The following is an 18,707-nucleotide window of genomic DNA, read 5'->3' on the forward strand; positions in this document are numbered from 1 at the left end:
CCCGAAGGAAGCCCCCCATGCCCGAAGACATCGATCTCCCGCGCCGCCGCCTGTTCGGCACCGCGCTGACGGCGCTGGCCGCCGCCCCCTTCGTCTCGATCGGCCCGGCCGCCGCGCAGACCATGGCCGCCCCGGCCGGGTCCGGCGCCGGCTTCGGCCCGCTGAAGCAGATCGACGCCGGCGACCTGACCGTCGGCTATGCCGAGGCCGGCCCGGCCGACGGCCCGGTGGTGCTGCTGCTGCATGGCTGGCCCTACGACATCTACAGCTTCGTCGACGTCGCGCCCCTGCTGGCGAAGGCCGGCTATCGGGTGATCATCCCGTATCTGCGCGGCTACGGCACCACCCGGATCCGGTCGGAGGCGACGGTCCGCAACGGCGAGCCGGCGGCCCTCGCGGTCGACACCATCGCCCTGATGGATGCGCTGAAGATCCCGCAGGCGGTCATCGCCGGCTTCGACTGGGGCGCCCGCACCGCCTGCATCGTCGCGGCGCTGTGGCCGGAGCGCTGCCGGGCGCTGGTCTCGGTCAGCGGCTACCTGATCGGCAGCGTCGCCGCCGGCAAGAAGCCGCTGCCGCCAAAGGCCGAATTCCAGTGGTGGTACCAGTTCTACTTCGCCACCGAGCGCGGCCGCGAGGGCTACAGCCAGAACCGGCACGACTTCAACAGGCTGATCTGGCAGCTCGCATCGCCGCAATGGCAGTTCGACGACGCCACCTTCGACCGCAGCGCCTCGGCCTTCGAAAACCCGGACCATGTCGACATCGTGATCCACAACTACCGCTGGCGCATCGGCCTGGCCGAGGGCGAGAAGCGCTACGACGAGCTGGAGCAGAAGCTGGCCCAGGGGCCGGTGATCGCCGTGCCGACGATCACCATGGAAGGCGACGCCAACGGCGCGCCGCACCCGGAGCCCGCGGCCTATCGCGGCAAGTTCTCGGGCACGTACCAACACCGCACCGTCACCGGCGGTATCGGCCACAACCTGCCGCAGGAGGCCCCGCAGGCCTTCGCCCAGGCGGTGCTCGACGCCACCAGGCTCTGACCTCGGGAGGTTCGCGATGAGCCTGTCGTTCCTCCGCCGCTTCGCTGCCGGCGCCATGCTCGGCGCCGCAGGCGCCTTCACCGCCGCCTGCGGCGCGCTGGGCGAGCAGGTCCGCTACGCCCCGGCGCCGGTGGCCCGGCTGGGCACCCGGCCGACATCGACCGAGAGAGAAGATGGGGGGCCCCTCCCCTCGCGGAAGGGGGGCAAGAAAGGAGCGGGTGCCGGCCAATACGATATATCCACTTGAATATATCGTTGACGGCCCTCGGACCGCGGCCCATCGTGATATTCAAATGAATATATCGATGGGAGCCCCCGGCATGCCGACCCTGCCGGTTTCCGCGCCTCTGTTCCGGACGGCCTCGGTGCCGATGCCGTCGGCCGTCATCCCGCGCCCGCCGGCGGCGAACAGGCAGGACGAGCTCGCCCTCCCGGCCAAGGGCCGCGACCGGATCTGGGAGCTGTCGCCGAACCTGCATTGCTCGGTGGTCGGCACCTGCCTGTCGACCGGCGACCTGCGGCAGCTCTTCGCCAAGCTGAACGACCCGGATGCGCGGACCGCTTCCGACCATGTGCTGCACGGCCGCGCGGTGCGGGCGGCCGGGCAGAAGGAGGTCGCCGGCAAGCTGCTGAACAAGCTGCTCGACAGGCGGCACGAGACGGCGATCCGGCGCTTCGCCAAGGCGCGGAATGCGGCGGAGGTGCGGGCGCTGTGGCAGGAGGCGCTGGAGCGCGGCGACATCCCCGGCGCCTATTGGGCGGTGCTGTCCCACCCCGCCACCGATGGGCCGCTGGTGCAGGAGGTGTATGGCGAGGTGCACATGCTGTCGCATCTCGTCGGCATGTCGAACCGCGCCGACATCGCCCGGCTGCGGCATCTGGAACAGGAGCTCGGCGCCCGTGACGACCGGATCGCGCGGCAGGAGGAGCGGCTGCAGCAGCTGGGCACGGAACGCGAGACCCTGGCCCGGCGGGTGGCGGAGCTGGAGCAGGCGGCGCGGCGCCAGGCCGCAATGCCGGCGCCCGCCGCCCCGGCGGAGGACGAGGCGCTGCGCCGGCGCCTGGCCGATGAGCAGGCACGCTCCGCTTTGCTGGCCGAGCGGTTGGCGGCTCAGGACGAGGCCGTCGCCCGGATGACCGAACGGGCGGAGCAGGCGGAGGGGCAGGCCGCGGCGCTGCGGGACGAGCTCGCCGCGCTGGAGGCGGCGCTGGACGAGCCGGCGGCGGAGCCTGCCGCGGCGCCCGGGCCGGCGCCGGAGCTGCAGGGGCGGACGCTGCTCTATGTCGGCGGCCGGCCGAAGCAGGTCGAGCAGCTGCGGGCCCTGACCGCGCGGTTCGGCGGCGTGCTGCTGAGCCATGACGGCGGCGTCGAGGACAGCCCGACACTGCTGCCGGGCCTGGTCAGCCAGGCCGATGTCGCCTTCTTCCCTGTCGATTGCGTCAGCCACCACGCGGCCGGCCAGGTGAAGCGCCTGTGCCGCGAGACGCAAAAACCCTTCGTGCCCCTGCGCACCGCCAGCCTGGCCAGCTTCGCCGCCGCGGTCGAGGCGCTGCCAGGCGCGGCACCGCCGGCGTAGGCCCTACCCGCCCAGCAGCACCCGATCGCTCTCGCGCGGCACCAGCTCCAACGGCCACAGGTCCTGCACCAGGCCGCCATAGGTGTCGGCGTGGTCCGGCATGGTCGCCAGCAGCGCCTCGGCCAGCTTCACCCCGAGATCGTGCAGCGACAGGCGGAAGCAGGTCAGGGCCGGCGACAGGAAGCGGCTGAACGGGCTGTCGATCATGCCGCCGATCACCGCGATCTCGCGGCCCGGGCGCAGACCCGCTTCGTTCAGCCGGCGATAGGCCCCGACCACCATGCGTTCGTTGACCAGGAACAGCGCGGTGGGCGGCGGCCCGCGCCGCAGCAGCGCGTCGACCAGGCGGTAGCCGCCGGCCTCGGTCATCTCCTCCCCATGCACCAGCGCCTCGTCGAAGCCGATGCCGTGCTTGGCCAGGGCCTGGCGGTAGCCGTCGAGCAGCACATGGCCCTGCATCAGGTCGTGCCCGGCATTGCCGAGGGCGATGCGGCGGTGGCCGAATCCGGCCAGCCGGCCGACCGCAGTCTCCGCCGCTTGGTGGAAGTCCAGGTCGAGCCAGGGGTGGTCGCCGCCGGACAGGCTGCGGCCCAGCGCCGCGAAGGGGAAGCGGCGCTCGGCCAGAAAGTCCAGCCGCGGGTCGATTCGCCGGGTCCAGGGCAACAGGATGCCGTCGGCCAGGCGCCGCTCCACCACCCGGCGCAGCTGCGCCTCGTGGTCGCCGTCCGGCGTGTTCAGCAGCACGACCAGGTCGAGCCCGTGCCGGGCCAGCACCTCCTGCACCCCGTCGAACAGGCCGATGAAGAACGGCTCGCCATAGGGCTCCGGCCCGCTATAGGCCTGCAGCATGAAGGCGACCGCGTTGGTCGTGCCGCGGCGCAGGCTGCGGCCGGACTGGTTCGGCGAATAGCCCAGCGCCGCCGCCGCCTCCAGCACCCGCCGCCGGGTCTCCGGATTGACGTCGCCGCGGCCGTTGAGGGCGCGGGAGACGGTCCCGATCGAGATGTTCAGATGCTTCGCGAGCTCGCGGATTCCCAAGGACTTCCCTCCCCTCCGGCGTCTCCAGAGTGCAACCGAACCGACACGCCGCGCCAGAAGCGGATTGACAGGCCGATATGTCCGATATCAATATCGTAAACGTTTACGGCGACACAATCGAACAATCTGTCGAGCCGAGGGGAGCGAGATCGAAGTGCGAGCCGTGCTTGCCGGATGTGGCGCCATGAGCCGGGCCTGGCTCGAAGCCGCCCGCCAGATCGAGGGGCTGGAGGTGGTCGGCCTGGCCGATCTCGCCCCCGGGCGGGCCCGCGGCCGCGCCGAGGAGTTCGGTCTGGCCGGCGCCGAGATCGGCACCGATGTGCCGGCCCTGCTGGACCGGCTGCAGCCCGACATCCTGTTCGACGTGGTCGTGCCGCCCGCCCGCCGCGAGGTGGTGCTGGCTGCTTTCGCCCGCGGTTGCCATGTCCTCAGCGAGAAGCCGATGGCCGACAGCCTCGCGGCAGCGCGTGAGCTGGTGGCGGCGGCGAAAGAGGCCGGGCGGCTGCACGCGATCGTGCAGAACCGGCGCTACATCCCCGGCATCCGACGCCTGCGCCGGGCGGTCGAGAGCGGTCTGATCGGCGAGTTGACCGGCGTGCACTGCGACTTCTTCGTCGGACCGCATTTCGGCGGGTTCCGCGAGGAGATGCAGCATGTGCTGCTGCTGGACATGGCGATCCACACCCTGGACGCCGCCCGGCTGGTCGCCGGCCGCCGCCCCCTCGCCGTCTATTGCCACGAGAGCAACCCGGCCGGGTCCTGGTACGCCCATGGCGCCGCTGCCAACGCCATCTTCGAGCTGGAGGGCGGCGCCGTCCTGACCTATCGCGGCAGCTGGTGCGCCGAAGGGCTGCGCACCAGCTGGGAGAGCGCCTGGCGCCTGACCGGCACCAAAGGCAGCCTGAGCTGGGACGGGGCCGAGGCGTTCAGCGCCGAGGTCGCGACCGACCGGCGCGACGGCCTGTTCTTCGAGCCCGAAGCGGTCGAGGTGCCGCCGGTGGACCCGGCCGACCGGACCGGCGGCCATCTCGGCGTGATCCGCGACTTCGTCGGCGCGATCCGCGCGGGCGCCGAGCCGGAGACGGTCGGCCACCAGAACTTCCACAGCCTCGCCATGGTCTTCGCCGCGATCGAGAGCGCGCGCCAGGGCCGCCGCGTGGCCATCCAGACGATCGAGGAACCATGACCAGCGCCAAACCTGCCCGAACCGGGCACCAGGACATCCGCATCGGCACGATGGTGAAGGCCAATGGCGACGACCCGGCCGGCTATGTCCGGCAGATCATCGCCCATGGCTTCGAGAGCATCGAGCCGTTCTTCTGGCAGACGCTGGGCGGCAAGGATATCCCGCGCCTGGCCGGCCAGATCCGCGAGGCGATCGGCGACAGCGGCGTCACCGTCGGCGCGCTCGGCATGTTCGGCAACCCGCTGGAGGATCAGGCGCAGGACCGCGAGACCCTGGCCGGGTGGGAGGCGCTGATCGACAACGCCCATCTGTTCGGCACCGACATCGTCGCCGGCTTCACCGGCCGGGTGCGCGGCCGGCCGCTGGAGGAGAGCCTGCCGCGATTCCGCGAGGTGTTCGGCCGGCTGGCCAAGCGCGCCGCCGACAAGGGCGTGCGCCTGGCCTTCGAGAACTGCCCGATGGAGGGCAGCTGGAAGTCCGGCGACTGGAACATCGCCCACAACCCTGCCGCCTGGGAGCTGATGTTCGACGCCCTGCCGGACGACAATCTCGGCCTGGAATGGGAGCCGTGCCACCAGCTGTACTACCTGATCGACCCCGTGCCGCAGATCCGGCGCTGGGCGCCGAAGATCTTCCACGTCCACGGCAAGGACGCGACGGTGCGCTGGGACGTGGTCAAGGAGCACGGCGTGCACGGCCGCGTGCCCTTCGCCTTCCACCGCACCCCCGGCTTCGGCGACACCGACTGGACCCGGGTGATCACCGAGCTGCGGCTGGGCGGCTTCCGCGGCGCGATCGACATCGAGGGCTGGCACGACCCGGTCTATCGCGACGACCTGGAGATGACCGGCCAGGTCGAGGGCCTGCGCTACCTGCAGCGCTGCCGCGGCGGGGAGTTCATCGCCAATCCGCAATAGAACAACCAACACAGTGGAGGAAGCTCATGTCCAGGACCCTGCGACTTCTGTTGGGAACCGCCGCCCTTCTGGCCTCCGCCACCCTGGCCCAAGCCGAGCCGGTGACGCTGGAGGTCTGGACCCATGACGACGAGGGCGAGTTCACCTATGTGCTGGCCAGGGAGTTCGCGGCCCAGCACCCCGACATCAAAGTCAACATCAAGCACGTCAACTTCGCCGACGTGGTGAACGACTCGATGCGGGCCTACGCCGCCGGTTCGGCCCCCGACGTGATCGGCATCGACAATCCCGAGACGGCGATGTTCGCGGCCCGCGGCGTGCTCCTGGACCTGACGCCCTATGTCGAGCAGTCGCAGGTGATCAAGGCCGACGCCTTCTATCCCGGCCCGCGCAACTCCTCGACCTGGGACGGCAAGCTGTTCGCCATCCCGCGTGCCTCCAACACCCTCGCCCTCTACTATAACGCCGACATGTTCAAGGCGGCTGGCCTCGACCCCGACAAGCCGCCGCAGACCTGGGACGAGCTGTACCAGGCGGCGAAAAAGCTGACCGACCCGGCCAAGAACGTCTACGGCCTCGCCTTCTCCGCCATCGGCACGGAGGAGGGCACCTTCCAGTTCCTGCCCTTCATCCAGAGCGCCGGCGCCGATTACGACAGCGTCGGGTCGGACGGCGCGGTGCGGGCGCTGGAATTCTGGCAGAAGCTGCTCGACGAGAAGCTGGCCTCGCCCGACACGCTGATCCGCAGCCAGCACGATTCGTCCGGCACCTTCAACGCCGGCAGCGCCGCCATGGTCATCTCCGGGCCGTGGGAGCTGCCGTTCATGGCCAAGGAGGCCAAGTTCGACTGGCGCGTCGCGCTGTTCCCGGTGGAGAAGGACGGCAGCCCGCGCGCCTCGGCCCTCGGCGACTTCAACAACGTGATCTTCAAGACCTCCAAGCACCCGAAGGAGGCGTTCATGCTGCTGGAGTACATCTACTCGCAGAACCATCGGATCTGGAACGAGTTCGGCCTGCTGCCGCCGGTCCAGAACGCCAAGGCCGACTCGCCGCAATGGCCGAAGGCCTATGCCGTGTTCACCGAACAGATGCAGTACGCCCGGCCGCGCGGCCCGAACCCCGACTGGCCGAAGATCTCGAAGGCGATCCAGACCGCGATCCAGTCCACCCTGACGCACCAGACCGACGCCAAGACCGCGCTCGCGACCGCCCAGTCGACGATCGACCGCGTGCTGAAGAAGTGAGGACGACCGGACACGACCTGATCATTCAAGCTCCCCCTCCCCTCGCGGGAGGGGGCAGGGGGAGGGGGTGTCGATGACAAGTGCCCAGATCCGCCAATCGATGACCGATCGTTCGGTGAATTCCCGCTCCGCCCTCTCCCGCATCCCCCTGCTCCGCACCCTGCGGGACGGCAGCGGGTTCGACGTCACCCTGGTGCTGTGCGCGGTCGGCTACCTGCTGGTCTTCGCCGCCTTCCCGCTGGTCTACACGCTGGTGATGTCGCTGCAGCAGGTCGACATGTTCTCGCTGGCGTCCTTCGACCGGCCCTTCGCCGGGCTCGACAACTACCGCGACGTGTTCTCGCGGCCGGAGGCGCTGCAGATCCTGAAGAACACCGTGCTGTTCGTGGTGCTGTCGATCACCTTCCAGCTCGGCATCGGCTTCGGCCTGGCCCTGTTCTTCCAGCAGTCCTTCCCGGGCGCGACCTATATCCGCGGCGTGTTCCTGGCCGGCTGGATCATGCCGGCGCTGGTGGTCGGCGCGATCTGGAAATGGATCCTCGCCGGCGATTTCGGCGTGCTGAACTATGCCCTGACCAGCCTGCACCTGACCGGCGGCAAGATCTTCTGGCTGTCGGACCCGGATTTCGCTCTGTTCGCGGTGATCATCGCCAACATCTGGCTGGGCATCCCGTTCAACATGATCCTGCTGTCGGTCGGCCTCGCCGCGATCCCGCGCGACCTGTACGAGGCGGCGGAGATCGACGGCGCCCGGGCCGGTCGCCGCTTCCTGCACATCACCCTGCCGATGATGCGGTCGACGCTGGGCGCCGTCGTCTCGCTCGGCATCATCTTCACGCTGCAGCAGTTCGACCTGATCGCGGCCCTGACCAAAGGCGGCCCGGCCAATGCATCGAACGTCGCCCAGTACTGGTCCTGGCAGATGTCGTTCGAGACCTACGAAATCTCGGCCGGCAGCGTCGTCGCGGTGCTGATGATCGCGCTGGTGATCCTGGTCGCGGCGCTCTACGTCCGCTCGACCGAGCGGGAGCACGCGGCATGAAGCCGGCAAAGCCCTTCATCCTGCTGGGCTTCGCCCTGCTGTTCGCGGCGATCTACCTGTTCCCGCTGTACTGGATGTACGTCACGGCGCTGAAGTCGGGCAGCGAGATCTTCGCCTTTCCGCCGAGCTTCTGGCCGACCGACCCGCAATGGCAGTTCGGCCGGATCTTCGCCGAGCATGCGATGGACCGGTATTTGTGGAACTCGCTGCTGATCGCGGTCGGCACCACGGCGCTGGCGACACTGATCGGCACCGGCGCCGCCTATGCCCTGTCGCGCCATCGCAACGTCTGGACCGCGGTGGCGCTGTTCCTGGTGCTGATGCTGCAGGTGCTGCCGCCGTCGCTGATGGTGACGCCGATCTTCGTCGCCTTCAGCCAGATCGGCCTCCTGGAGACTCCCCGTGCCGCCGTGGTGCTGGCCCAGACCGCCAAGGTGCTGCCGCTCTATATCGTTCTGTGCCGGTCGACCTTCCTGCAGGTGCCGCGCGAGCTGGAGGATGCGGCGCGGGTGGACGGTGCCTCGCGCATCGGCGCCTTCCTGCGCATCATGATCCCGCTCGCCCGCAACGGCATCCTGGTCGTCTCGGTGCTGATCTTCCTGCAGTCCTTCGGCGAATACGTCTATTCGCGCTCGCTGATCGCGGCGGAGAATCTGCAGACCGCGACGGTCGGCCTGTCCTCCTTCATGGGCCCGAACACCAATGACTGGGGCGGGATCATGACCTATGCCGCGATCTACGTGACGCCGATCCTGATCGTCTTCGCCCTGCTGCAGCGCCGGATCGTCAGCGGGCTGACGGCTGGGGCGCTGAAATAAAAGCCCGCCGCACGCCGGCCAGGAGAACCAGCGCCCAGATCGCCACCGCGAGGACCCCGAGCGTGCCGGCGATCGGCCGCTCGAAGAAGGCCAGCAGGCTGCCGTCGGCCTTGATCATCGAGGTGAAGAAATGGTCCTCGAGCATCGGCCCGAGGATCAGGCCCAGGATCATCGGCGCCACCGGGAAGCCGTTCTCCTCCATCACGAAGCCGATCACGCCGAACACCAGGATCACCAGCACGCCGAGCAGCGAGTTCTCGATCGCGAAGGCGCCGACGATGCAGAACATCAGGATCAGCGGGCTCAAGAGGCTGCGCGGCAGCAGCAGGATCTGCCGCGCCGCCCGGATGGTGGCGAGGCCGAGCGGGATCATGACGATGTTCGCCAGGATGAAGATCAGGAAGATGGCGTACATCTGCGGCGCCTGCTCGATGAACAGGGTCGGCCCGGGATTCAGCCCCTTGAGGTACAGGACGCCGATGGCGATGGCGGTGATCGAATCCCCGGGGATCCCGAACACCAGCGCCGGCACCCAGGCCCCGGCCAGGGCCGAGTTGTTGGCCGAGCCGCTTTCGATGATGCCCTCGACATGGCCGGTGCCGAACTTCTCCGGCGTCTTCGAGAAGCGCTTGGACACGGCATAGGACATCCAGGCGGCGATATCGGCCCCGGCGCCGGGCAGGATGCCGACGATGGTGCCGAGCACGCTGCCGCGCAGGAAGCCGAGCGGATAGGTGAACAGCAGCTTCAGCTGCCCGGCCAGCACGTTGCCCGACGGCCGGCGCGCCACCTCGATCGGCTGGCGCACGGACAGGACGGCGCGCATCACCTCGGACACCGCGAACAGGCCGACCATGACGTTGATGGCGTTGATGCCGCCCATCAGGTCGACGCTGCCGAAGGTGAAGCGCGGCACGCCGGCCGGGTTCTGCAGCCCGATGCAGGAGATGAAGAGGCCGAGCAGCAGCGCCGCGATGCCCTTCGTCACCTGGGCGCCGGAGATGAAGACGGCGCAGGACAGGCCGAGCAGCACCAGCCAGAAATACTCGAAGGAGCTGAACTTCAGCGCGAAATCGGCCAGGGCCGGCGCCGCCACGATCAGCACCGCCGTGCCGAACAGCCCGCCGAGCGCGGAGAAGAACAGCCCGGCGCCGAGCGCCGTCTCCGCCTGCCCCTTGCGGGTCATGGCGTAGGCTTCGTCGGTATAGGCGGCCGAGGCCGGAGTGCCGGGCATGCGCAGCAGGCAGCCCGGGATGTCGCCGGAGAAGATCGCCATCGCGGTGGCGGTGACGATCGCCGCCACCGCCGGGATCGGCGGCATGAAGAAGGTGACCGGGATCAGGAGCGCGGTCGCCATGGTCGCGGTCAGCCCCGGGATGGCGCCGACCAGCATGCCGTAGACGGCGGAGCCGGCGATCACGGCCAGGACATAGGGATCGAAGACGAGCTCGAGGGCCTGCAGCAGATCGGTCATCGCGTCACCCCAGGAGCAGGCCGAGCCAGCCGCGGGGCAGCGGCACGCGCAGCCCCTGGGCGAAGCCGAGATAGAGGCCGACGGCCATGACCGCGGCAAACACCGTCGCCGTCGCCAGCCGGGCGCCGAGCGTCGCCGCCAGCACCAGCAGGATCGCAAAGGCCGTCGGCACGAAGCCGACATGATCGGCCGCCAGGATGTAGACGGCCGGTGCCGCCAGGGTCAGCGCCAGGTCGCGCCAGCAGCGCGGCGAGCGCGCCCAGTCGCCGAGGCTGAGCGCCGGGCTGCGCCGGCGCAGCCCGGACAGGATCAGCGGCAGGGCGGTGACCGCCAGCGCCACGCCGATGACGAGCGGGAAGGACCCCGCCCCGAAGGCCTGTCCCGGCATCGGCGGTTGCCCCGCCGCGGCCCAGGCGATGGCGATGCCGGCCAGCAGCAGGACGGCACCGAAGATCGCGTCGTTGAAGCGCACGGGACCGGCCGGCTACTGCTTGGCCAGGCCGGTGGCCTTCATCACCTCGCCGAGCGCGTCGTTCGAGGCCTTCATATAGGCCGCGAACTCGTCGCCCAGCGCCACCTTGGTGCCGAAGCCGCGCGACTTGACCATGTCCTGGTACTCGGCGCCCTGGACGATCCGGCCGATGGTCTCGGTCAGCTTCTTCGTCACGTCCTCCGGCATGCCCTTGGGTCCGCCGACGCCGCGCCAGGCGCCCATGGTCCAGCCGCTGCCGGTCACGCTCTTCAGCGTCGGCACGCTAGGATAGAGGGCGCTCGGCTCCGCATCCATGATCGCCAGGGCCTTGACCTTTCCGGCGTCGATCAGCGAGCGCGCCTCCGGCAGCGACACCGGCGTCAGGTCGACGCCGCCGGCCACCAGGTCCTGCAGCCCCGGCGCCGCGCCCTGGCTGGGCACCCAGGTCACCGCCGCGGGGTCGAGCCCGGCGTCGCGCAGCATGCCGGCCAGGGCCAGGTGCCAGATGCCGCCCTGGCCGGTGCCGGAGGCCTTGAGCTTGCCGGGATTGGCCTTGATCGCCTCCAGCAGCGCCTTGATGTCGCCATGCGGGGAATCGGCCGCCACCTCGATCGCCGCCGGATCGGCGTTGACCAGGGCCAGCGGCGTGTAGCTCTCCCAGGTCAGGTCGGTCAGCCCCTGCCAGTGCATCATGTTGATCTCGACCGTCAGCGTGCCGATGGTGTAGCCGTCGGCCGCCGCGGTCGCGATCGCGGTGTGGCCGACCACGCCGCTGCCGCCGGTGCGGTTCACGACATTGACCGGCTGCCCCAGCTCCTTCTCCAGGAAGGAAGCGAGGATGCGGGAGACGGCGTCGGTGCCGCCGCCGGCCGCCCAGGGCACGATGTAAGTGATCGGCCGCTCCGGCCATTCCGCCTGCGCGGCGGGCGCCGCCACGGCGGCCAGCAGGGTGCCGGCGAGGCCGGCGATCACGGTCTTGAGCATGGTTTCCCCCTTCTGTTTTCTGTGTGTTTCCGCACCGGTCTTGGCGCCGGTTTGTTGCCGTAGGTTGGGTTCGCGGCGCGAACCCAACACCCCATCGGCGTCGCCATGTTGGGTTCGCAAGGGCGAACCCAACCTACACGCTGCCGCTAATAGCCGCCGCCCTTGGTCCCCTTCCCCGCGCCCTCGCGGTAGGCCTTGTAGGCCGCTACGGAGTCCGACGCCGCCTGGCGCAGATAGGGCACGTCGCCGCCGCCGGTGACCATGCGGTAGCCGCGGTCGAACAGCTCGGCCCAGGTGGAGGCGGAGCTGGGCACGGTGCCGAGCGGCGTGCCGGTCGGCCGCACCGCGTCCTCGATCTGCCGGACCAGGTCCTGCACCCGCGGGTCGTGCAGTTGCTCCAGCAGGCCGATCGAGCCGCCGAGGTCATTGACGCCGATGAACACCATGTCGATGCCGTCGACCCGGGCGATCGCCGCGGCCTCGGGCACCGCGTCCTTGGACTCGATCTGGGCCAGCAGCAGCAGGTTGTCGTTGGCCTTGCGCATGTAGTCCGGCTCGAAGCCGTAGGTCGAGGCGCGCACCGCGCCGGCGGCATAGCCGCGGCGGCCGGCCGGCGGATAGCGGCAGGCGCGGACCAGCGCCTCGGCCTCGGCCGCGCTCTCGATCATCGGCACCATCAGGCTGTCGGCACCGGCGTCGAGCACGCGCTTGAGCCAGACCGGGTCGTGCGCCGGCACCCGCACCACCGCCGGGGTGTCCGACGCCTGCACCGCGCGCAGCAGGCCGATGGTGTCGTCGATGCCGCCAGGCCCGTGCTCGGTGTCCAGGATGACGAAGTCGTAGCCGGCATGGGCCATGATTTCCGCCACCGTGGGCGAGCCGCTGCCGACCCAGGCGCCGAACAGCTGGTCGCCGCGGCGCAGCCTTTCCTTCAGCCGGTTGGGGCGAAACATTCCGGGGTTCCCTCCTCGCTTTCCCAGGAGTGTACGCACCGCTCGTTATGTCCGACAACAGGCCAGCATGGCCGCCCCGATCATCTGCCGGTTTTCCGGGCGCCGGTCCGCCCCTATATTCTGCCGGCCATGAATTCACTCGGTTTCGACAAGCCCCCGGCCGCGACGCGCGTCGTGGTCGCCATGTCCGGCGGCGTGGACAGCTCCGTCGTCGCGGCCCGGCTTGCCGAGCAGGGCTACGACGTGGTCGGCATCACGCTGCAGCTGTACGATCACGGCATCGCCATCCAGAGGAAGGGCGCCTGCTGCGCCGGGGCCGACATCTACGATGCCCGCACCGTGGCCGACCGCATCGGCTTCCCGCATTACGTGCTGGATTACGAGAGCCGCTTCGGCCAGGCGGTGATGGAGGATTTCGCCGACAGCTACCTGCGCGGCGAGACGCCGATCCCCTGCATCCGCTGCAACCAGAAGGTCAAGTTCCGCGACCTGATGGAGACCGCGCGGGATCTCGGCGCCGACTGCCTCGCGACCGGGCACTATGTCCGTCGCGTCGAGGGCCCGCAGGGGCCGGAGCTGCACCGCGCCGTCGATCCCGGCAAGGACCAGAGCTACTTCCTGTTCGCCACCACGGTGGAGCAGCTGGCCTTCCTGCGCTTCCCGCTGGGCGGCAGCAGCAAGGCCGAGACCCGGGCCGAGGCCGTGCGCCTGGGCCTCGTGGTCGCCGACAAGCCGGACAGCCAGGACATCTGCTTCGTGCCCGAGGGCCGCTACGGCGAGGTGGTGGCGCGGCTGCGCCCTGGCGCCGTCGGGCCCGGCGAGATCGTGCATCTCGACGGCACCGTGCTGGGCCGGCACCAGGGCATCGTCCACTACACCATCGGCCAGCGGAAGGGCCTGGGCATCGGCGGCCGCAAGTCGAATGACGAGCCGCTCTATGTCGTCCGGCTCGACCCCGAGGCCCGCCGCGTCATCGTCGGCCCCTGGTCGGCCCTGGCGCGGCACAGCGTCGCCCTGACCGAGCTGAACTGGCTGGATTCGGCGCCGGGCGCTGAGGGCCGGATGGTCGAGGCCAAGCTGCGCTCCGCCCAGTCGCCGGTGCCGGCGACGGTGCAGCTGACCGGGCCGGATTCAGCGGTTCTGGAGCTGCATGCGCCGCAGCACGGGGTGGCGCCGGGACAGGCCGCCGTGCTTTATGACGGCGACCGCGTGCTCGGCGGCGGCTTCATCGCCCGGGCCGAGCGCGCCGCCGCCTGATCGTACCGTTTCGCGGACAGAAAGGACTTTTGCCCATGTCGCTCGACGCCCTCGCCGAAGCCGTGCGCGGCCGCGCTGCCGGCGGCGCCCCGCTCGACGCCCGCGTCAAGTTCGACCTCGGCGCCGACGGCTTCATCGTGCTGGACGGCACCGGCCCGGCGCCCGCGGTGTCGATCGGCGATGCTCCGGCCGACGTCACCCTGAGCATGAAGGCGGAGACGCTGCGGCGCATGGTCGACGGGTCTCTGAGCCCGACCATGGCCTACATGACCGGCAAGATCAAAGCCAACGGCTCCCTGACCGTCGGCATGAAGCTGGCGGCACTCCTCGACGACTGAGGGCGAGCCCCGACACTTCGACGGACACCGCAGCGTCCGCGCGCGACATGCGCCCGCGCGCGGGGCATGGTCGGGCCATCCACCGAGGAGGCCCCATGTCCGCACCCGCCGCCGAGCGCCCGCCCGTCACCGACTACCTGCTGCTGGTGCTGCTCGCCACCCTCTGGGGCGCCTCCTACAGCTTCATCAAGCTCGGCGTCGCCACCATCCCGCCGGTGACGCTGATCGCGGCGCGCACCCTGATCGCCGGCGCCATCCTGCTGCTGGTGCTGCGGTTGCGCGGCGTCCGCATGCCGACCGATGCCCGGACCTGGCGGCTCTTCGCGGTCCAGGTGCTGGTCAACAGCACCATCCCCTTCGTCCTGATCGCCTGGGCCGAGACCGAGGTCGATGCCGGGCTGGCGGCGATCCTGAACTCGACCTCGCCGATCTTCACCTTCCTGTTCACCTGGGCGGTGACCCGTCATGAGGCGGTGACCGGGCGCAAGCTGTTCGGCATCGCCGCCGGGGTCGCCGGCATCACCCTGGTGATCGGCCTCGACGCCCTGTCCGGCGCCGGCCGGCAGCTGCTGCCGCAGCTGGCGATCGTCGCGGCCACGGTGTGCTACGGCATTGCCGCCATCTTCGGCCGCAACTTCAAGGGGCTGGACCCGATGGTGCCGGCCGCCGGGTCGATGCTGTCCGGCGCCGCCATGCTGGTCCCGCTGAGCCTGGTGCTGGACCGGCCCTGGGCGCTGTCGCCCTCCGCCGCCTCGCTGGGCGCGCTGGCCGGCCTCTCCGTGGTCTCGACCGCCCTCGCCTTCGTCCTCTACTTCCGGCTGATCGCCTCGCTCGGCTCGGTCGCCACCATGGCGCAGGCCTATCTGCGGGTGCCGGTCGGGGTCGCGATCGGCGTCCTGGCGCTGGGCGAGACGCCGGCCCCGACCGCGCTGTACGGGCTGGTGCTGGTGGTGATCGGCGTCGCCGCCATGACCTTGCCCGGCCGGGCGCGGGCGAAGGTCCGACCGGCCTAGCTGGCCGGCGTTCCCGCCACCACCGCGGTCGGGTCCTTGACCTGCAGCACCCGGGCGGCCACCGCCTTCACCTGGGCCGGCGTCACCGCCTCGATCAGGCCGGGATACTTGTCGATGAAGTCGCGGCCGCGGCCGGCGAGTTGCAGCGACAGCACATAGGAGGCCAGGGCGTCGTGCGAGGCGAAGCCGAGCGGGTAGCTGCCGATCAGGTAGCTCTTCGCCTCGGCCACCTCCTGTTCGGTCGGGCCCTCCTTCGCCAGCCGCGCGATCTCGTCCCGGATCACCGACAGGCTCTCTCCCGCCTTGTCCACGCGGGTGCCGGCGGTGATCAGCAGAAGCCCGGAGTGCTTGAGCTGGATGGTGTTGCTGTCGACCGAATAGGCCAGGCCGCGCTGTTCGCGCACCGCGCGGTAGAGCCGCGAGGTGAAGGTCGAGCCGCCGAGGATGTGGTTCATCACGATCGACGGGAAATAGTCGGGATCGTCGCGCCGCGGCGCCGGGACGCCGAGCTGGATCGACGCCTGCGACACCGCCATCGGCACCGTCTCGGTGCCCTTGGCGGCGACCTCGATCTCCGGCACCGGCGTGCGGTCGCCCTTCGCCGGCAGGCCGCCGAAGACGCGGTCCAGCGCGGGCCCGAGCGTGGCGGCGTCGATGTCGCCGACCACGGCCAGGCGCAGCCCGTCGCGGGCGAACAGGCGGCGGCGCAGGTCCTGCAGGTCGTCCGTGCCGATCGCGGCGACGCTGTCCTTGGTGCCGATCGCCGGCCGGCCGTAGGGATGGCCGGGGAAGGCGGCGGCGGACCAGCGGTCGTCGGCGATGGTGCCGGGGTCGTTCTCCTGGAAGTTCAGCTCGGCCATCCGGCCGGCCTTGATCCGGTCGAGGTCGCCCTGCGCCAGCCGCGGCTCGGCCAGAGCCAGGCGCAGCAGCTCGAAGGCGGCGTCGCGCTCGGTGGTCAGCGTCTTCAGCCGGCCGCCGCTGTAATCCTGCGACGCAGAGAAGCTGAGCTGGATCGATCGGTCGGCCAGGGCGGTCTTGAAGCCGGGGGCGTCGTAGGGCCCGGCCCCCTCGGTCAGCATCTCGCTGAGCAGGGAGGCGAGGCCGGCCTTGCCGTCCGGATCCTGGGCGGCGCCGCCGTCGAAGGAGAAGGAGACGGTCACGGCCGGCACGGTGTGGTCCTCGACCAGCCAGGCCTCGATGCCGCCGGGGCTGACCACGCGGTCGATCGTGGTCGCGGCGGCCGGCAGCGTGGTCGCGGCGAGCAGCAGTCCAGCCCCGACCAGGGCGGCACGCAGCGGGGAAAGCATCGGCTTCATCGGCATGATCCTCGCGCGGTCAGGGCTGCTTGGCCTGGGTCGCATCCGCCGGGCGGGTCAGGAGCCCGGTGACGGAGCGCGGCGGCTGCAGGTATGTCTGGGCAGCCTTCTGCACGTCGGCGGCGGTGACCGCGGCGATGCGGCCCGGCCAGCCCTGCACGTCGGCGACGCTGCGGCCCAGCGCCGCCGCCTCGCCGAAGACCCGGGCCAGCGCCCCCGGATCGTCCTGGCCGTAGATCGCGCCGGCCAGCAGGCGGCGCTTGGCCCGCGCCAGCTCCTCCTCCGGCACCGCCTCGTCGCGAACGCCGGCCAGCACGGCATCCATCGCCGTTTCGAGATCCGGCAGCGCCACGTCGCCGCGCGGCACGGCGTAGACGGCGAAGGGGCTGTAGTCGAGCGCATCCGGGTCGTAGCCGGCGCCGGCCATGGCCGCCAGGCTCTGGGCCTTGCCCTGCCCGGTCACCAGGGCGCGGTAGAGACGCCCGGTCTCGCCCGACAGCACCGCCGCCAGCACCTGCAGCGCCGCGGCCTCGCCCGGCGCCGCCGTGACCACCGACGGGGCCAGGTAGTTTCGGCGCAGATAGGGCTGGCCGGCGCGGGCGTCGGTCAGATCCAGCCGGCGCGGCGCCGGCGGCTGCGGCTCCTGCGGCCGGACCCGCGGCGGCGGCTCGGCCCGGCGCTTGACCGGCCCGTAGATCTTCTCGGCCTGCGCCTTCACCGCGGCGGGGTCGACATCGCCCGCGATCACCACCGTGGCGTTGTTCGGGGTGTAGAAGCGGTCGTAGAAGGCCAGGGCCGTCTCGCGCCGCAGCGCCTCGATCTCCGACGGCCAGCCGATCACCGGCGCGCGGTAGGGATGGTTGAGGTAGAGCACGGCGTTCATCGCCTCGCCGAGGCGCGACGACGGCTCGTTCTCGATCCGCATCCGCCGCTCCTCCAGCACCACGTCGCGCTCGGCATTGACCCGCTTCTCCTCGAGCACGAGGTTCTGCATCCGGTCGGCCTCGTAGCGCATCACCAGGGCCAGGTTCTGCTTGGCCACGGACTGGTAGTAGGCGGTGTAGTCGGCGGTGGTGAAGGCGTTCTCGACCCCGCCGATGGCCGCCAGCTCCTGCGAGTAGCCCTGCGGCTTGGAGGTGGTGCCGTGGAACATCAGATGTTCCAGGAAATGGGCGATGCCGGACTGGCCCGGCGCCTCGTCGGCGGCGCCGACGCGGTACCACACCATCTGCGTCACCACCGGGGCGGTGCCGGCCGGGATGACGATGAGCTGCAGCCCGTTGCCGAGGGTGAAGCTCCGGGCCTGCGGCGCGATCCGGAGGTCGTCCGGCAGCGGCGCGGGCGCCGCCAGCGGTGGGGCGCCCGCCGGCGAAGCGGGGGGCGCGGCGTCCTGGGCGAAGGACGGCGCGGCGACGGCGGCGCTCAGCACGAAGGCGGCGGCCAACCGGCGGACGGAGAGGGGCATCGCGGTCATGCCTCTAGGTAACGGAAGCGCAGCCGCCGCCGCAAGCTGTGGTGCCGTGGTGCGACACTGTCGGGCGGCTTGACATGGGCGGCGGCGGGCGCGTATACGCTCGGCCCCGATGGCTGGGTAGCTCAGTGGTAGAGCAGGGGAATCATAATCCCTTGGTCGGGGGTTCAAATCCCTCCCCAGCTACCATCGAATTTCCTGTGCAGTTCCGCCACTTCTGGCGTTGCATCAAGGACTTGCGAGGCGGATGAGCCCTTCCGGGTTCTCCGCCTTTTTCGTTTGCGTTTGTTCCCCTTGCCCGTTTTCTGGGATTTCCACCCACACACGCACCCACATGGGTTCAGGACTCGCTCTCAGCGCGAGTCGCGGCGGATGTGGTGAGGACGTGGCTTCGGCCTGTACGATCCGCCCGCAGAGTCTCACCCGGTGTCGGGTTGGTGGGGTTCCTCGGGCTCCACGTAGTCGCCGTCGAAGTCGATGCCGAGGGAGGCGCAGAGGCGTTTGGCCGCCCGGACCGGGGGCTCGGCGTCGATCAGCGCCTCGACGTCGGGCTCCTTGAGC

At 70.5% G+C, this 18,707-nt stretch carries 18 protein-coding genes and 1 tRNA gene; 12 read left to right on the forward strand and 7 right to left on the reverse strand.

Annotated elements, in window-relative coordinates:
• Positions 1-17: 17 nt before the first annotated feature.
• The 3 genes from ACFW16_RS03715 to ACFW16_RS03725 all read left to right on the forward strand — a co-directional run bounded on the left by ACFW16_RS03715 (position 18) and on the right by ACFW16_RS03725 (position 2,623).
• Entirely contained in the window at positions 18-1,046 is a 1,029-nt protein-coding gene (locus ACFW16_RS03715; RefSeq protein ID WP_380301988.1) for an alpha/beta fold hydrolase, read from the forward strand.
• A 16-nt stretch (positions 1,047-1,062) separates the two neighbouring features.
• Positions 1,063-1,293, forward strand: coding sequence for a hypothetical protein (locus tag ACFW16_RS03720; protein WP_380301989.1), 231 nt, complete (start codon positions 1,063-1,065; stop codon positions 1,291-1,293).
• Between the two features lie 73 nt (positions 1,294-1,366).
• On the forward strand, positions 1,367-2,623 hold the full coding sequence (locus ACFW16_RS03725; protein ID WP_380301991.1) for a DUF2325 domain-containing protein: 1,257 nt from the start codon (positions 1,367-1,369) through the stop codon (positions 2,621-2,623).
• Between the two features lie 3 nt (positions 2,624-2,626).
• On the opposite strand, the gene ACFW16_RS03730 is transcribed toward ACFW16_RS03725, so the two are convergent.
• On the reverse strand, positions 2,627-3,661 hold the full coding sequence (locus ACFW16_RS03730) for a LacI family DNA-binding transcriptional regulator (protein WP_380301993.1): 1,035 nt from the start codon (positions 3,659-3,661) through the stop codon (positions 2,627-2,629).
• On the opposite strand from ACFW16_RS03730, the gene ACFW16_RS03735 reads away from it, so the two are divergent.
• From ACFW16_RS03735 to ACFW16_RS03755, 5 genes are all read left to right on the forward strand, one after another.
• Positions 3,627-4,847, forward strand: coding sequence for a Gfo/Idh/MocA family protein (locus ACFW16_RS03735; protein WP_380301995.1), 1,221 nt, complete (start codon positions 3,627-3,629; stop codon positions 4,845-4,847). The two genes, ACFW16_RS03730 and ACFW16_RS03735, sit on opposite strands and share 35 nt — an antisense overlap.
• Positions 4,844-5,764, forward strand: coding sequence for a sugar phosphate isomerase/epimerase family protein (locus ACFW16_RS03740; RefSeq protein WP_380301997.1), 921 nt, complete (start codon positions 4,844-4,846; stop codon positions 5,762-5,764). Before ACFW16_RS03735 ends, ACFW16_RS03740 begins: the two co-directional genes overlap by 4 nt.
• Positions 5,765-5,790: 26 nt before the next feature.
• Positions 5,791-7,008, forward strand: coding sequence for an ABC transporter substrate-binding protein (locus tag ACFW16_RS03745; protein ID WP_380301999.1), 1,218 nt, complete (start codon positions 5,791-5,793; stop codon positions 7,006-7,008).
• A 73-nt stretch (positions 7,009-7,081) separates the two neighbouring features.
• Complete coding sequence (locus ACFW16_RS03750; protein ID WP_380302001.1) at positions 7,082-8,050, forward strand: carbohydrate ABC transporter permease; 969 nt, start codon at positions 7,082-7,084, stop codon at positions 8,048-8,050.
• A complete protein-coding gene (locus ACFW16_RS03755; protein WP_380302003.1) occupies positions 8,047-8,868 on the forward strand; it encodes a carbohydrate ABC transporter permease in 822 nt (273 codons plus the stop codon). Before ACFW16_RS03750 ends, ACFW16_RS03755 begins: the two co-directional genes overlap by 4 nt.
• Here the strand turns inward: ACFW16_RS03755 and ACFW16_RS03760 are convergent.
• From ACFW16_RS03760 to ACFW16_RS03775, 4 genes are all read right to left on the reverse strand, one after another.
• A complete protein-coding gene (locus ACFW16_RS03760; protein WP_380302005.1) occupies positions 8,837-10,342 on the reverse strand; it encodes a tripartite tricarboxylate transporter permease in 1,506 nt (501 codons plus the stop codon). The genes ACFW16_RS03755 and ACFW16_RS03760 overlap by 32 nt on opposite strands.
• Positions 10,343-10,346: 4 nt before the next feature.
• Positions 10,347-10,814, reverse strand: a complete 468-nt coding sequence (locus ACFW16_RS03765) for a tripartite tricarboxylate transporter TctB family protein (protein WP_380302007.1) — start codon at positions 10,812-10,814, stop codon at positions 10,347-10,349.
• Positions 10,815-10,826: 12 nt separating this feature from the next.
• Entirely contained in the window at positions 10,827-11,798 is a 972-nt protein-coding gene (locus ACFW16_RS03770; protein WP_380302009.1) for a tripartite tricarboxylate transporter substrate binding protein, read from the reverse strand.
• A gap of 146 nt (positions 11,799-11,944) precedes the next feature.
• Positions 11,945-12,751 carry an HpcH/HpaI aldolase/citrate lyase family protein gene (locus ACFW16_RS03775; protein ID WP_380302011.1) on the reverse strand — a complete coding sequence of 269 codons (807 nt, stop codon included), beginning with the start codon at positions 12,749-12,751 and terminating at the stop codon, positions 11,945-11,947.
• A gap of 129 nt (positions 12,752-12,880) precedes the next feature.
• Between ACFW16_RS03775 and mnmA the strand changes: the two genes are divergently transcribed.
• The 3 genes from mnmA (at position 12,881) to ACFW16_RS03790 (ending at position 15,359) form a co-directional block, all read left to right on the forward strand.
• A complete protein-coding gene (gene mnmA, locus ACFW16_RS03780) occupies positions 12,881-14,008 on the forward strand; it encodes a tRNA 2-thiouridine(34) synthase MnmA (RefSeq protein WP_380302013.1) in 1,128 nt (375 codons plus the stop codon).
• A gap of 35 nt (positions 14,009-14,043) precedes the next feature.
• Positions 14,044-14,346 carry an SCP2 sterol-binding domain-containing protein gene (locus tag ACFW16_RS03785; RefSeq protein ID WP_380302015.1) on the forward strand — a complete coding sequence of 101 codons (303 nt, stop codon included), beginning with the start codon at positions 14,044-14,046 and terminating at the stop codon, positions 14,344-14,346.
• Between the two features lie 95 nt (positions 14,347-14,441).
• On the forward strand, positions 14,442-15,359 hold the full coding sequence (locus ACFW16_RS03790; protein WP_380302017.1) for a DMT family transporter: 918 nt from the start codon (positions 14,442-14,444) through the stop codon (positions 15,357-15,359).
• On the opposite strand, the gene ACFW16_RS03795 is transcribed toward ACFW16_RS03790, so the two are convergent.
• Complete coding sequence (locus tag ACFW16_RS03795; RefSeq protein WP_380302019.1) at positions 15,356-16,675, reverse strand: M16 family metallopeptidase; 1,320 nt, start codon at positions 16,673-16,675, stop codon at positions 15,356-15,358. The genes ACFW16_RS03790 and ACFW16_RS03795 overlap by 4 nt on opposite strands.
• A gap of 19 nt (positions 16,676-16,694) precedes the next feature.
• The gene (locus ACFW16_RS03800) at positions 16,695-18,140 is read right to left on the reverse strand and encodes a M16 family metallopeptidase (RefSeq protein ID WP_380302021.1); all 1,446 of its coding nucleotides are present in this window, start codon (positions 18,138-18,140) and stop codon (positions 16,695-16,697) included.
• A gap of 120 nt (positions 18,141-18,260) precedes the next feature.
• Here ACFW16_RS03800 and ACFW16_RS03805 point away from each other — a divergent pair.
• Positions 18,261-18,335, forward strand: a tRNA-Met gene (locus ACFW16_RS03805).
• The last annotated feature ends 372 nt before the right edge of the window (positions 18,336-18,707 follow it).

Source organism: Inquilinus sp. NPDC058860 (genome assembly GCF_042743185.1).
In the GTDB taxonomy this organism is placed as follows: Bacteria; Pseudomonadota; Alphaproteobacteria; order DSM-16000; family Inquilinaceae; genus Inquilinus.

Excerpts from the sequence above, each read along its gene's own strand:
- ACFW16_RS03750 (WP_380302001.1), top strand. The coding sequence starts at position 7,082 with ATGACAAGTGCCCAGATCCGCCAATCGATGACCGATCGTTCGGTGAAT.
- ACFW16_RS03785 (WP_380302015.1), top strand. The coding sequence starts at position 14,044 with ATGTCGCTCGACGCCCTCGCCGAAGCCGTGCGCGGCCGCGCTGCCGGC.
- ACFW16_RS03715 (WP_380301988.1), top strand. The coding sequence starts at position 18 with ATGCCCGAAGACATCGATCTCCCGCGCCGCCGCCTGTTCGGCACCGCG.
- ACFW16_RS03800 (WP_380302021.1), bottom strand. The coding sequence starts at position 18,140 with ATGCCCCTCTCCGTCCGCCGGTTGGCCGCCGCCTTCGTGCTGAGCGCC.
- ACFW16_RS03790 (WP_380302017.1), top strand. The coding sequence starts at position 14,442 with ATGTCCGCACCCGCCGCCGAGCGCCCGCCCGTCACCGACTACCTGCTG.
- ACFW16_RS03740 (WP_380301997.1), top strand. The coding sequence starts at position 4,844 with ATGACCAGCGCCAAACCTGCCCGAACCGGGCACCAGGACATCCGCATC.
- ACFW16_RS03770 (WP_380302009.1), bottom strand. The coding sequence starts at position 11,798 with ATGCTCAAGACCGTGATCGCCGGCCTCGCCGGCACCCTGCTGGCCGCC.
- ACFW16_RS03745 (WP_380301999.1), top strand. The coding sequence starts at position 5,791 with ATGTCCAGGACCCTGCGACTTCTGTTGGGAACCGCCGCCCTTCTGGCC.
- mnmA (WP_380302013.1), top strand. The coding sequence starts at position 12,881 with ATGAATTCACTCGGTTTCGACAAGCCCCCGGCCGCGACGCGCGTCGTG.
- ACFW16_RS03775 (WP_380302011.1), bottom strand. The coding sequence starts at position 12,751 with ATGTTTCGCCCCAACCGGCTGAAGGAAAGGCTGCGCCGCGGCGACCAG.
- ACFW16_RS03725 (WP_380301991.1), top strand. The coding sequence starts at position 1,367 with ATGCCGACCCTGCCGGTTTCCGCGCCTCTGTTCCGGACGGCCTCGGTG.
- ACFW16_RS03735 (WP_380301995.1), top strand. The coding sequence starts at position 3,627 with ATGTTCAGATGCTTCGCGAGCTCGCGGATTCCCAAGGACTTCCCTCCC.
- ACFW16_RS03760 (WP_380302005.1), bottom strand. The coding sequence starts at position 10,342 with ATGACCGATCTGCTGCAGGCCCTCGAGCTCGTCTTCGATCCCTATGTC.
- ACFW16_RS03795 (WP_380302019.1), bottom strand. The coding sequence starts at position 16,675 with ATGAAGCCGATGCTTTCCCCGCTGCGTGCCGCCCTGGTCGGGGCTGGA.
- ACFW16_RS03720 (WP_380301989.1), top strand. The coding sequence starts at position 1,063 with ATGAGCCTGTCGTTCCTCCGCCGCTTCGCTGCCGGCGCCATGCTCGGC.
- ACFW16_RS03755 (WP_380302003.1), top strand. The coding sequence starts at position 8,047 with ATGAAGCCGGCAAAGCCCTTCATCCTGCTGGGCTTCGCCCTGCTGTTC.